General features: G+C 36.1%; 9 protein-coding genes. 6 read left to right on the top strand and 3 right to left on the bottom strand.

Features of this window, described 5'->3' with window-relative positions:
* The first annotated feature begins 3 nt into the window (after positions 1-3).
* Positions 4-1,200: an exo-beta-N-acetylmuramidase NamZ family protein gene (locus BBI01_RS18075; RefSeq protein WP_065396267.1), complete on the top strand. Its 1,197-nt coding sequence runs from the start codon at positions 4-6 to the stop codon at positions 1,198-1,200.
* Positions 1,201-1,258: 58 nt separating this feature from the next.
* Here BBI01_RS18075 and BBI01_RS18070 read toward each other — a convergent pair whose 3' ends face one another.
* The 3 genes from BBI01_RS18070 to BBI01_RS18060 are packed head-to-tail and all read right to left on the bottom strand — an operon-like array spanning position 1,259 to position 3,279.
* The gene (locus BBI01_RS18070; RefSeq protein ID WP_065396046.1) at positions 1,259-1,465 is read right to left on the bottom strand and encodes a hypothetical protein; all 207 of its coding nucleotides are present in this window, start codon (positions 1,463-1,465) and stop codon (positions 1,259-1,261) included.
* 4 nt (positions 1,466-1,469) lie between these two features.
* Complete coding sequence (locus tag BBI01_RS18065; protein ID WP_065396045.1) at positions 1,470-2,096, bottom strand: DUF3575 domain-containing protein; 627 nt, start codon at positions 2,094-2,096, stop codon at positions 1,470-1,472.
* 7 nt (positions 2,097-2,103) lie between these two features.
* Entirely contained in the window at positions 2,104-3,279 is a 1,176-nt protein-coding gene (locus tag BBI01_RS18060) for a thioredoxin family protein (RefSeq protein ID WP_065396044.1), read from the bottom strand.
* Positions 3,280-3,596: 317 nt separating this feature from the next.
* Between BBI01_RS18060 and BBI01_RS18055 the strand changes: the two genes are divergently transcribed.
* The 5 genes from BBI01_RS18055 (at position 3,597) to BBI01_RS18035 (ending at position 13,389) form a co-directional block, all read left to right on the top strand.
* Positions 3,597-5,180 carry a sensor histidine kinase gene (locus BBI01_RS18055; protein WP_065396043.1) on the top strand — a complete coding sequence of 528 codons (1,584 nt, stop codon included), beginning with the start codon at positions 3,597-3,599 and terminating at the stop codon, positions 5,178-5,180.
* Positions 5,181-5,293: 113 nt separating this feature from the next.
* Complete coding sequence (locus BBI01_RS18050; protein ID WP_065396042.1) at positions 5,294-7,879, top strand: zinc-dependent metalloprotease; 2,586 nt, start codon at positions 5,294-5,296, stop codon at positions 7,877-7,879.
* Between the two features lie 6 nt (positions 7,880-7,885).
* A complete protein-coding gene (locus BBI01_RS18045; protein ID WP_065396041.1) occupies positions 7,886-11,218 on the top strand; it encodes a SusC/RagA family TonB-linked outer membrane protein in 3,333 nt (1,110 codons plus the stop codon).
* Positions 11,219-11,230: 12 nt separating this feature from the next.
* Positions 11,231-12,550 (top strand): RagB/SusD family nutrient uptake outer membrane protein, encoded by a 1,320-nt coding sequence (locus BBI01_RS18040; RefSeq protein WP_065396040.1) that lies wholly within the window; start codon positions 11,231-11,233, stop codon positions 12,548-12,550.
* Between the two features lie 74 nt (positions 12,551-12,624).
* Positions 12,625-13,389 carry a LytR/AlgR family response regulator transcription factor gene (locus BBI01_RS18035; RefSeq protein WP_065396039.1) on the top strand — a complete coding sequence of 255 codons (765 nt, stop codon included), beginning with the start codon at positions 12,625-12,627 and terminating at the stop codon, positions 13,387-13,389.
* The last annotated feature ends 32 nt before the right edge of the window (positions 13,390-13,421 follow it).

Raw genomic sequence — 13,421 nt, 5'->3', positions numbered from 1 at the left:
CTTATGAATTTAGATTTCAAAATTAAAAATTTACTTCTGATTTGCCTAATTTTTTTAGGAGTATTCAACCAATATTATTCTCAAACTCAAGATCAATCGGTTTTTAAAACGGGTGCGGATCAACCTGAAGTGTATTTACCACTATTAAAAGGTAAAACTGTTGGAATTGTTACCAATCAGACGGGTTTGATGAGTGACAGAACTCATTTGGTAGATTTTCTGGTAAAGAATGGGATAAAAATAAAATCTATATTTGCTCCTGAGCATGGATTCAGAGGAGATGCTGATGCAGGTGCAAAAGTGAAGAATGGAGTAGATGTGAAGACAGGCATCCCGATTGTATCTTTATATGCAAGCAATAAAAAGCCAAAGCCCGAACAATTGGCAGGAATAGATCTTGTTGTTTTTGATATTCAGGATGTAGGAGTGAGATTCTATACGTATATCTCTACATTAACATATCTAATGGAGGCTGGAGCTGAAAATAATGTTGAAGTAATGGTTTTAGACCGCCCGAATCCGCATGATGGTTATACTGACGGACCGGTTTTGAGAAAAAAATGGACAAGTTTTGTGGGAATGCACGAAGTACCTGTTGTTTATGGATTAACCATTGGAGAATACGGAAAAATGGTAAATGGTGAAAAGTGGCTGAAAAATGGAGTACAGGCTAAGTACACCTTGATTCCAATGAAAAATTATCATAAAAAGCAACGCTATCCGATATTAGATAAGCCATCGCCTAATTTACCTAATGATAAAGCTATTAATTTATATCCAAGTCTATGTTTCTTTGAGGGAACTCAGGTTTCTGTAGGAAGAGGGACGGATCAACCTTTCCAGATTTATGGTTCTCCATGGACGGGAAGTTTACCATATAAATTTACTCCCAAACCAAGCTATGGCGCAAAAGATCCTTTTCTGAATGGTAAATTATGCTATGGAGAAAATCTTTCCGATTATCCTAATGATTTAAGAGAATTAAATTTGGAATGGGTTATTAAAGCTTATAAAAATTATAAAAATCCTGAGTTAGATTTCTTCTTGAAGAATTTGTGGTTTGATACTTTGTCCGGAACTGATGAACTCAGAAAGCAGATTATTGCTGGAAAATCAATTCCTGAAATTAAAGCTTCATGGAAAAAGGATCTGGAAGATTTTGAAAAAATCAGAACCCGATATGTGGTTTATGAAGATTAATATAATAAGGCTGGAAGTAACTTCCAGCCTTATATATTTTCTGTTTCCAGTGTTTAATCTAATCAAAATTTTGGGGTGGGTTTTTATCGTCCTTTGCCCTATTTAATATAAATAATCCGATCGTTAAACCTACTACTCCCGCAAAAGCAGTGAGTAAAGCTCTTTGTAATTTATCTGGAAGATCATTCCCCAGATAGTTCATTAAAAAAAGAATCACAAAAGTGATCACTGAAATGATAATATGATTTTTTCCGAATGGTTTCATTGTATTATTTGAATTTATAGGAGATCATGACACCTCCTCTGTAAGGGATAATTTCACCGCTTCTGTTTAAACCTTCCTGTCCATCGTAGCGTTTCCCAGTAGTACGATCATAGCCTTTATAAAATCCTTGAGACGTTCCGATGGTTGCATAAAGATCAAGATTCCAACGTTCCGATAACTGAAACTGATAACCTCCCGTAACCCCTAACATAATTGAGAATCCTCTTTGATAAAGATTTGAATTGATGAAGGTTTCTCCGTCATCTTTTACGTGTAAATTATCATTCCAATAGTTCCATTTTTGAAGATTGTAAGCTGCAAAAGATAGATTGGCACCTACATACCAGTGCTTAAAAGCTTCATTGAAATAATATCTTCCTTCAGCGGATACAGAATAGAATTGTAATTCATGTCCTGCAAATGATTTCCAAGGCGAAATAAAAACATCCCCCTGAATGGTATATTTGGGACTGATTTGTTTTTCTACCCCAAGATTAATAATACCAATTGGTAAAAAAAGAGCATTTCCTTTTACATATAAACTTTTTTCCCCGCTTTGTTCCTGTTCCTGGGCATTTAGAGATCCTATTGCCAGTAATGCCAAAGCACCTGCTAATACTCTGTATTTCATCGATGTGTTATTTTATCTGCTTTAATAATTCTTCTGCTAATTTAGAATCTTTTCCGCTTCGAGCTGCTAAGTTTCTAGACATTTCAGCGTAATTTTGAGCCACTTCCTTATTTCCTGTTAAAAAATAAAGCTTACTTAAAATATAAGTGTTTTCAGGATTTTCTCCTCTCATTACAGATTTTTCAGCCCATTCTGTAGCTTTTTTTAAGGAAGAGGGTGTTTTTACATGATCTGCAAATACCCATGCCGCTCTTAAAAGCTCTTCAGGATTGAATGCCTCTGAGTTCTTATAATAATCTAAAGCCGCTTTCTCATACTCAGGGAAATTGGCATTTCTTTCATAGTAGCTTAGTTTGGTCTGGTTCAATTTTGTAGTCGCAACCTGTTTTCCAACCAAAGGTTCAGCAGCCTTTAAAAAGTACTCATCATTGATTTTTTTATTTTTATCATCAATAGATTGATCTGCTATTTTTGCTAATTTCAATTGAGCGTCAAATTCTTTGTAAGTTTCTTCAGGAAGGAACTTGATGATTTCAGCTTTTCTGGAAGTGAAGGTCTTATAATTGGAATCTTCCATAGATTTCAGGAAGTATAATAGTAACCCTATTTCGTCTTTAGTAAGTTCTTCGGTATTCTTCTTGTTTTCAAAATATCTTTCAGAAGCTTTTTTGGCAAATTCATAATCGCTATCGGAATTAAGCTTCATAATATTGATCAGAAATGCAGGGTCTTTTTCTCCCTTAGCAAATCTGTCTTTCAGAGACCCTCCCTTTCCTCCCTGGGAATTGATATCCTGGGCCATTGCTACAAAAATACCTTCTTCCATATAACCGGAGTTTCTGGAAACTAGTTCTCCTTCCCCATTCAGAAAAAGATAAGTAGGATAGGAACGAACTCCAAATTTTGAAGCAATGTCTCTTCCTTCACCTTTTTCCATATCAAATCTGGCATTGATGAAATTGGTATTAAAATAATCTCCAACGGCTTTCTGAGTGAAAACATTTTTCTCCATCATTTTACATGGACCGCACCATGAAGCATACGCATCAATAAAAACCAGTTTTTTTTCTTTCTTGGCTTTCGCAATAATGTCCTTGTAAGGTAGGTCCTGGAACTGAATAGATTCCTGAGCAGAAATAACAATAGCACAAAAAATAGATATCCCGGAGATGATCTTCTTCATTTTCAAATAAGATTTGGAGCGAAGATAATTAATTTTCAAAATATAAAAGCTTAATCAACGGCTTAGATAGTGATATTAACTAAATTTAAGACTTAGGGTCTTTTTGTTTTTTGAAAATTAAATACTTGTATTTCAATTTTTTTACTCTGGAAACTGTTCTGTTTATCGTCGTTTTACATTTAATTTTAATTCACTTTTTGGTCCTGAAATCTTTGTTATATCTTTGCAAATTAATAATTTATCCGTAGAAGAGATACTCTGGAAGATGAAAAACTATTGGTTTTGTGTGTCTTTGAGAGGGAAAATAATGTAGAACGTTGAATATTCATTTTAAACACGCCTTATCCCAAAAATCAATTTACATTGCTGCGTTGTCTGCCTGCTTAATTGCTGTGGTGGCATTTGCTGTTTTGAGTCTTTTAATCACCAAAGATAACCGTGAAAATAATGAAGGTTTTGCTAAAAAGAATTTCTTTAGAAAGTATGAATCAATAGAAAATGAATTCAGGAATATTGAAGATTATCAATATCTGCTTCGTGCACTGATCCAAAAAGATGGGTTGAAAAATTATAAAGATTATTCTTCGGTTTTAAATGATTTGAATAAAAAGAGAAATCTTTTAACCTACAGTTGGTATTATTACGAAAATAATGGAACCGGAAAACCTGAAAGTAATAATCCTTTGTCCGAACTTTTCAAAAACAGAGAGCATACAGATAAATCTATTGCTATAAAAAATAACGGTCCAGGGCATTTCAAAGATTTTTTGATTACCCATAATGACAGTATTTATTGGATGAGCTACGATTCCCTTGTGCTTCCTGAAAAAAATATGCTGTATTATGGCTCTACGGTAAGTCTGGATGATCTCCATCAATACTTTATTAATGTAGATAAAAGCTCAAACACGTACGCTTATGTTTTTACAAAGGAGGGAATCTGTATTACCCATCCGGAAAAGAAATATCTTGGAAAAAGCATTTTTGAGTTTACAGATATTAAGCCTAAAGATACTTTAAGTAGTACAACAAAAGGAGGCTATACAGAAGGATCTGCCACTTCAGAATACCTTGGAGTAGCAGTTACAAGATTTATAAAACCTTTAAAAACAGATAATTTCGACGGATATACTGTAGTGAATTACATTAATTTTATTACAGATGAGAATACCAATAAAGTAAAAGCATATACCGCTTATATATTTCTGGCTGCTTTGTTTCTTATTGTTACCGTCTTCTTTCTTTTTCAAAGGTCTGCTAATATTGCTTACAAGGAAAAAGAAAAAATTCAGTCTGAAAAGAATTTACTGCATATAGAAAATGAAAAGATGCATAAAGCAGAGGTGATAAATCAGCTTCAGCAGCTTAAAAATAATATCAATCCGCATTTTCTGTTCAATTCTTTGAATTCCCTGTACATGCTGATAGGAATCAATAAGGATAATGCACAGAAGTTTACGATGAATCTTTCCAAAATTTACAGGTATCTGATTGTTCCTCCGAAAGAAAATATTGTTCCTGTTTCCAAAGAGATTGATTTTATCCAAAAATATATGGATCTTCTGAAAAGCAGGTTTGATGAAGAGTTAAATTTTGAATTGATCATAAAATGTCCTGAAAGTTTAGAAAAAAGAATTCCTTACTTATCACTTCAGATAGTAGTGGAAAATGCTATAAAACACAATGTTGCTACCATAGATCAGCCATTGGAAATTGTGATTAGTGTAGAAGAAGACGGGGTAGTTGTGAAAAATACTTACCAGCCCAAAACGGAAGCTGTCCCCGGAGAGAAATTTGGAATTGATTATTTGAATCAAATTTATGAGTATTTTAAAAATAATTTACTTCATATTTCAGTAGATGGTGATTATTTCGTATGTTTTTTACCGTTAATGAAGTGAAATTGAAAAATCCATTCACTCCCGAAAACTAACCTTTCACTCCCTAAAACACATTATATAAGTCACTATACCTATAGCTTTGCCAGCTGAAACTAAGATATTTACTATTTGGAATGAATCGGACTATTTTAATGAAGAATTACAGGCTTGCACTGTATCTTGGACTTGCCATGGCTTCGCCGGCGGTACTTGCACAGAAAAAAGATACTGTAAAAACGACCAAGGAAAAAACTGAAAAAGCAGATATTTCATCCTCAAAAAAAACAAAGAAAATTGAAGACCTGATTAAGAAAGGAACCTATAAGAAGGGGCTTTTCAATACAATTCAGGTGAAAACTGATGTTTATTTTGAGATTCCTGACAGTTTGATGAACCGCCAGTTTTTGGTAGTCAATAAACTGTCTCAGGTACCCATGCAGGTGAATGAAGCAGGGTTAAATAAAGGAATGAACTATGAAAATAAGATCATTTCTTTCCACCGTGACAGAATCGCTAAAAAGGTATGGGTGAGAACTTCTGAAGCTAAAGTATCTTCTCCTAAAAATGATGCTATTACAAAGTCTGTAAAAGATAACTTTTCAGAATCCATCATTGAAGTTTTTGATATTGAAGCTCAGAACAATGATTCCACTGCTGTGGCAATTAAAGTGAATAAAGTTTTTGACGGTAATCAGAAAAGCTTTAACGATGTTCTTGCTAATGTGGGGCTTGGAGGTTCAGTAAAATCAAGTCTGTCCTATATAGAAGGAGTGAAAACATTCCCGCAAAACTTAGTCGTAAAATCTCAGCTGAGTACCTCTGTAAATGAAGGGGGAGTAGATCTTCCGGTAACATTAGGAGTGACTACAAACCTTGTGTTACTTCCTAAAGTTCCGATGAAGCCAAGAATAGCTGACCAAAGAGTAGGGTTTTTCTCGGAAAAGCACTGGTTCTTCAATGACCGTCAGCAGAAAATGGATGAAAAGTATTTCATTACCCGATGGAATCTTGAACCAAAAGACGAAGATAAAGAGAAGTATCTGAGAGGAGAATTGGTAGAACCTAAAAAACCGATCGTTTACTATATAGACCCTGCAACTCCGAAGCAATGGCGTGAGAAAATCATTGCTGGAGTTCACGACTGGCAGGCTGCTTTTGAACAGGCAGGTTTTAAAAATGCAGTGATTGCTAAAATGCCGGATGAAAAAGATGAGGATTTTGACATTGATGATGTAAGATATTCGGTGATTACTTATGCAGCTTCTCCTAAATCCAACGCAATGGGACCTTCAGTAGTAGATCCTAGAAGTGGTGAGATTATCGAAGCGGATATTATCTGGTGGCATAATGTAATGACTTCTCTTCAGGAATGGATGAGAATTCAGACAGGACCAATTGATCCAAAAGCAAGAGGAAATAAATTCAGCGATGAACATATGGGAGAAGCCATCCGATTTGTTTCATCTCACGAAGTAGGACACACTTTTGGATTGAAGCATAATATGGGGTCGTCTTTCGCATTCCCTGTAGAATCACTTCGTTCTAAAGAGTTCACCGATAAGATGGGTGGAACGGCACCTTCCATTATGGATTATGCACGTTACAACTATGTGGCACAGCCGGAAGATGGGGTGACGGCAATCACTCCGAAAATCGGGATCTATGATAAATATGCTATTGATTGGGGGTACCGTTGGTATCCTGATGAATTCACAGAGAAAAAAGCATTGAAAAACATGATCGAGAAACATGAAGATGATCCAATGTATTTCTATGGTGAGCAGCAAAGTTATCTGGAAACAATAGATCCGCGTTCGCAGTCTGAAGATTTGGGTGATGATGCAATGAAGGCTAGTGAATACGGTATGAAAAACCTGAAGGTTGTACTGAATAATCTATTGCAATGGACATATGAAGATGGTAAAGATTATACAGATGCAGGTAAATTGTATTTAGGAGTTATCGGACAATGGGATCTGTATACAGGTCATGTAATGGCGAATGTAGGAGGAATTTATCTGAACAATACAGTTTTTGGTAACAAGAAAAAAGCTTATGAAGCAGTTCCTGCCGAAATACAGAGAAGAGCCGTTGATTATTTGGTGAAAAACTCGATCAGTCTTCCGGAATGGTTATTCTTCAATCCGATTACAGAAAAGACCTATCCTGTGAAAAACTCACCAATGGGACCTTTCGAACAGACACCATATACGCTGGCAAGAGGAATGCAGTATGCCAATATTTATTCCTTATTCATGGATGACAGATTGCTAAGGTTACTGGAAAATGAATTAAAGCATGAAATGTCAGGTTCAAAAGATGAGGTTTATACAGTAGAAAATCTGTTTGATCAAGTAAGAAAGACCGTTTTTAGCAAAAAAGGAAGTCTTACGATTCTTGAAAAAATGGCACAGAAAAACTATGTGGATGCGCTGATTGTTTCTGTTAATAAACTATTTGAAAAAACAGCGGTAAAAGGGTTGAAGACAGATGAAAGGTTGAATATGCCAATGATCTGTAACTATCATGAAGAAGAAAAGAACCTTAGAAACATTAATTATTCATCCATGAAAAGAGTATCTGAAGTGACTACGTATAAGAGAGCAGAATTACAGAAAGTTCTTGACCTACTGAATAAAACCAGATACAAAGGTGATGATGCTTCAAGAGCGCATTACACAGACTTAATCATTAGAATTGAAGAGGCTTTAAACAAATAAACAGCAATGAAAAAAACTCTAGTACTTTTACCTCTTTTGGCTGCTCAGGTTGCGTTTGCTCAGGAAAAGAAAACGATTACGGGTAAGATAGAAGATGGTAGCACTTCCAGCGTAATTGCTGGCGCATCTATAAAAATAGAAGCACAATCTGTTTCTACAAAAACCGATTTGGACGGAATTATCGAAAGTGTATCTGTAGGTACAGTTGCCGATAAAGACGGAAAATTCATATTAGAAATACCAGTAGGTACCAAGTCTATTTTGGTAAGTTATCCGGGCTATGAGTCCAGGATGATTGTTATCAACGAAGACAAAACAAATTATACAGTAAGACTGACACCTGAAATTTCAGATAAAAACAAAATTCAGGAAGTAATCATTACAGGATACCAAAAGATTGAAAAGCGTAAGCAAACTTCTGCGGTAACTACTGTAAAGATGGATAATATAAGCCAGGCTGGGGTAGCGAGTGTAGACCAAATGTTGGCAGGTCAGATTGCAGGGGTTGCAGTCGCTCCTCAAACCGGTGCTCCGGGTGCTCCGGCAAAAATCAGAATACGTGGAACAGCATCTTTGTCTGGTCCACAGGATCCACTATGGGTAATTGACGGTCTTCCATTGGAAGGAAACGACGTTCCAAACTTCACGGATAAGGATAATATCGATCAGCTTCAGAATTTTTCCATTGCTGGATTAAACCCTAATGACATTGAAGATATCACCATCTTAAAAGACGCAGCAGCTACAGCAATCTATGGAGCGAGAGCGGCAAACGGTGTGATTTCCATTACCACAAAAAAAGGTAAAAAAGGAAGTATGAAACTGAATTTCTCAGCCGATACTTTCATCACAGCCCGTCCTGATTTTGAAAAGCTTAATCTTTTGAATGCTTCTGAAAAAGTAGATCTTGAATTAATGCTCGCTCAGCGTGCAGACCTTACTTACCGTGCAGACAAAGGTGAAGTGATGAGAATTTTAACTCAAAACCATCAGCTTGAAGACTTTAGAAGTGGTGGTTTGAATTCGTTAAATCCATTGACTCTTCAGCAGATCAATTCATTAAGAAACAGCAATACGGATTGGGGAAAATTATTGTACAGAAATGCTATCAATAAACAGTATGGAGTAAGTCTTTCCGGAGGTAGTGATAACTCGGATTACTATTTCTCACTGGGGTATTACGATGAAGAAGGTACAACCATTGGTACAGGCTTTAAACGTTATAACCTTACTTTAAAAAACAATTATAAATTAAGCGATAAACTTAATGCAGGAATCTCTGTTTTCGGTACTCAGAGTGAAAAAGAATCATTCATGACCGATGCAGATGCAGCAGCGAGCCCGATTAATTATTCAAGAAATGCAAACCCATATCTTACACCGTACAATGCTGACGGAAGCTACAGATATGATAAAGATATAGATGGTTTTGCAGATACTTATGTTCCTTTTAACTTCCTTGAAGAAAGAGAGAACACAAATTATACACTGAAAAACCATTCATTGAAGGCAATTTTGGACTTGGAATATAAAGCCACCAAAAACCTTAGATTCACTTCACAGTTAGGTATTCAGTATGATACGAATAAGACCGAAAAATATGCCGGACAGGAAACGTATTTTACAAGAAAAATGAAGGAAGGAACCCGTTATTATAAAGATGGCGGATACAAATACTTCCTGCCAGCCGGTGACATCAAACAAAATTGGGATAATAATTTCTTTCAGTATAACTGGAAGCTGCAGGGAACGTATAATACGAAAATCAATTCCGTACATGAAATTGATGTAATGGCTGGAACAGAACTTCGTAAAACAATAGATAATACTACCATTACGAGAGCTTTCGGTTACAATAAAACGACCCGAACAGCTACTCCGATAGCTTTTCCAAACTCAAACTTTGCCGCTGAGAAAAAGTATGAGACCTATCGTGAAATGCCACCGGTAGAGAATGCGTATGCATCAATGTTTGCTACAGCTTCTTATACCTATGACCAGAAATATACCTTCTTTGGAAGTGTAAGATATGATGGTACAAACCTTTTCGGGGTGAATAAAAAGTATAAATATCTTCCGATCTGGGCAGTTTCCGGTTCATGGCTGGTGACAAAGGAGAATTTTATGAAAAATATCACTCCTGTTTCCAACCTTAGACTGAGAGCTTCTTACGGTTTGCAAGGAAACATTGACCGTAATACATCACCATTCTTTATTGGAGAATACAATTACGCAACAATTCTTCCCGGAGGAAGAGAGGATGTAATCAACGTGATCAGCCCGCCAAATGATAAACTTCGTTGGGAGAAAACAACCAATACCAACTTTGGTGTTGATTTAGGCTTGTTTAAAAACCGAATCAACCTTACCGCTGATATCTACAGCAGAAAAGGAACAGACATGATCAGTATGAAAGAAACTCCGCTTGAAACAGGGTTCGAATATACGATGATGAACTGGGGAAGTCTTACCAACAAAGGTTTTGAATTGGCATTATCTACCAAGAATATCAATAATGAAAACTTCAAATGGTCAACCACGATAAACTTTGCGCATAACAAGAGTAAAGTATTAAGTGAGCAGCCACGTGATAACGCAATGCTTCCATCAAGAGAAGGACTTCCGGTAAATGCTGTATTTGCTTTAAAAACCGCAGGAATGGATGCAAGCGGAAACCCATTATTCTGGAAAGGAAATGAAAAAGTATCGGCGGAAGAATTCTTCAAGCTTTATGATGTGTATGCTGACTTCCTTCCTGGGCAGTTTGTAGATACAAAACTTACCAATGAAGAGCTGAGAAACCTGTTTACATATGTGGGAGACAGAGATCCTAAATTTACAGGAGGAATCATCAACACATTTAAGGTTAGTAATTTTGACCTTACGGTTTCCGCAACTTTCAGTTACAAGCAAACTGTAATGAGAAGCCCTTCTTACAGAGGTATGGAATTCGACAGAGGAAGAAACTACACAAGAGAGATTTATGACGCAGGAACTACATTACCAGGGATCACAAGTCCGGATATGGATGCAAATCCTAACGGATGGATGGCTAATAAATGGTTTGCTGGTAACCGTTCCAATACTTATGGTTTACTGGATATCTGGGCTAAAGAAGTAAGCTACTTAAGAATCAGCAGCATTCGTTTAGGATATACGCTTCCTAAAGAATTTACTGCGCCTATGGGAATCAGTAGCTTGAGACTGAGTGTTGAAGGACGTAATTTATTTGTATTCAGTAATGGCTATACAGGATATTTTGATCCGGAAACTTACGGTAACATTTATGCGCAGCCTATGGCAAAATCAATTACAGTAGGATTTAATGTTTCTTTTTAAAACTTGAAAAAAATGAAAAAAATAACAACGATCATAGCTCTGGCAGTAATCAGCTTTACAACTATAGGATGTGACAGATTTCTGGATATACAACCGGAAGGAAAAGTGATTCCGACTACTGTAGAAGATTACCGTAAAGTTCTTACGTCCGCATACGCAAAATATCCGGCTCATAAATCTTTATCAGTACTTCGTACCGATGAGGTTACCATCAATGAAAACATTAGTGATTTTAACGTTTATCGTGAAATTGCTATGTGGAAAGACACCAATAATGACTCTGCAACAATAGAATTTCCGTGGGTGAAATTTTATTCAGTGATTTTTTACCTGAATCAAATTATCAATGAAGGAAGCAAGACAATGAAAGATTCTCCGGAGAAGCAACAGATTCTTGCAGAAGCTTATGCATTACGTGCTTACGCATACTTTGATATGGTAAATCTGTATGGGAAGCCTTACAACAATGCTACGGCTTCTACGGACAGAGGAGTTCCTATCAGTCTTGATATAGATATTGAAGCGGTATTAAGCCCTTCAAGTGTGCAGGAAGTTTATAACCAGATTCATGCAGATATGAGCAAAGCGGAAGGAATCATGGTGGAACAGAAGCAGACAGCAGGAATAAACTACAGATTTTCCAAAGTATCTTTGATGGCTTTACAGGCTAGAACTGCTCTTTATCAGAATGATTGGAACAAAGCTTTATTCTACGCTGAACAGACATTGGCAATAAAGGGAGAATTAAGCGATCTTAATACAAGCTCTACAGCACCTCATCATTATATGTCGGTAGAATCTATTATGGCATTGGATGATGTTTTTGACAGTGCAGCACAGAACTTATCATTCGCATCTACTGAGCTTATTTCAAAATATAACAATACTACAGACAAAAGGTTTGCGATGTATTTTGAAAAAAATGGAAGCAAATATAAGATCATTAAAAGAGGAAGCTCTGAGTTTAAAGTATCTTTCAGAACAACTGAAATGTATTTTATAAAAGCTGAAGCATTGCTGAAATTGAATAAGCTTGATGAGGCAAAAGAAACCTTACTGAAAGTTCTTAAAAACAGATATACAGCCGAAGGGTACGCTTCAGCACAGACTGAAGTTGCTTCTATGAACGCCTCTGCATTTATGAATTTTATTCTTGATGAAAGATTCAGAGAGTTTGCAGCAGAAGGACACAGATGGTTTGACTTGAGAAGAGCCAATCAAAAAGAAATCAAACATACCGTTAGCGGTAAGGAATATATTCTTCAACAAAATGATGTGAGATATACAATAGAATATCCGATGAGTGCGAAGAAGAATAATCCTAATTTATAACACTTCATATTAACAATCCTCGAAACCGCCAGAGCTTAAACGTTCTGGCGGTTTTTTTGTACTTTTGCATTGTTATGAAAATTGCCATTATTGAAGACGAACTGCTGGCTGTCAATTATCTGAAAGATCTTTTGGATAAGCAAGACATTGTTCCTGTCACAGAGACAGTGGTTCTCCGCTCCAAAAAAAAGGCAATAGACTTCTTTGAAAACGATTCCGCAGACCTTATTTTCATGGATATTCATCTTGGAGACGGGATGAGCCTTGAGATTTTTGAACAGGTAGAACTTTTCGCTCCCATTATCTTCATTACTGCTTTTGATGAGTATGCAATGAGGGTTTTCAAACATTTTACGATAGATTATCTTTTAAAACCATTTGAAGAAGAAGATCTGCATCAGGCATTACAGAAGTTTGTTTCTATACGAAATAACTTTGATCCCGAACCCGTTTTGAAATCCATTTCCACTTTACGTCAGGGAGAAGATGCTGAGGTAATGAAGCGTTTTATGGTAAGGGAAGGCAATAAGCTGAAATCTATAGATGAAAATAACACAGCCTATTTTTTTGCGTCCGGGAAATACCTTTTCCTTACAACGATGGATCATCAGACCTATATTTATGATGATACTATTAAAGATATTATTCAAAAATTAAACCCACAGGTTTTCTTTAAAGTGAACCGTAAGTTCATTATCAATAAAGAAGCTATTACTGAAATCATTAAGCATTCCAGTCAAAAGGTAGAACTTAAACTTTCCCCGGAACCTGAAGTGAACACCGAGATTTTTATCAGTAAAATGCAGATTGCCGAGTGTTTGAATTGGCTGAATAGCTGATAAGAAAGGAGAGCTTTGATCTTAAAAATCAA

The organism is Chryseobacterium artocarpi (genome assembly GCF_001684975.1).
Classification (GTDB): Bacteria; Bacteroidota; Bacteroidia; order Flavobacteriales; family Weeksellaceae; genus Chryseobacterium; species Chryseobacterium artocarpi.
The sequence above is the reverse complement of the archived record's forward strand: the minus strand, read 5'-3'. Positions and strand labels throughout refer to the sequence as shown.

Bases quoted from the DNA above. Each gene is read 5' to 3' on its own strand.
- BBI01_RS18035 (WP_065396039.1), top strand. From the start codon at position 12,625: ATGAAAATTGCCATTATTGAAGACGAACTGCTGGCTGTCAATTATCTG.
- BBI01_RS18060 (WP_065396044.1), bottom strand. From the start codon at position 3,279: ATGAAGAAGATCATCTCCGGGATATCTATTTTTTGTGCTATTGTTATT.
- BBI01_RS18050 (WP_065396042.1), top strand. From the start codon at position 5,294: ATGAATCGGACTATTTTAATGAAGAATTACAGGCTTGCACTGTATCTT.
- BBI01_RS18070 (WP_065396046.1), bottom strand. From the start codon at position 1,465: ATGAAACCATTCGGAAAAAATCATATTATCATTTCAGTGATCACTTTT.
- BBI01_RS18040 (WP_065396040.1), top strand. From the start codon at position 11,231: ATGAAAAAAATAACAACGATCATAGCTCTGGCAGTAATCAGCTTTACA.
- BBI01_RS18045 (WP_065396041.1), top strand. From the start codon at position 7,886: ATGAAAAAAACTCTAGTACTTTTACCTCTTTTGGCTGCTCAGGTTGCG.
- BBI01_RS18075 (WP_065396267.1), top strand. From the start codon at position 4: ATGAATTTAGATTTCAAAATTAAAAATTTACTTCTGATTTGCCTAATT.
- BBI01_RS18065 (WP_065396045.1), bottom strand. From the start codon at position 2,096: ATGAAATACAGAGTATTAGCAGGTGCTTTGGCATTACTGGCAATAGGA.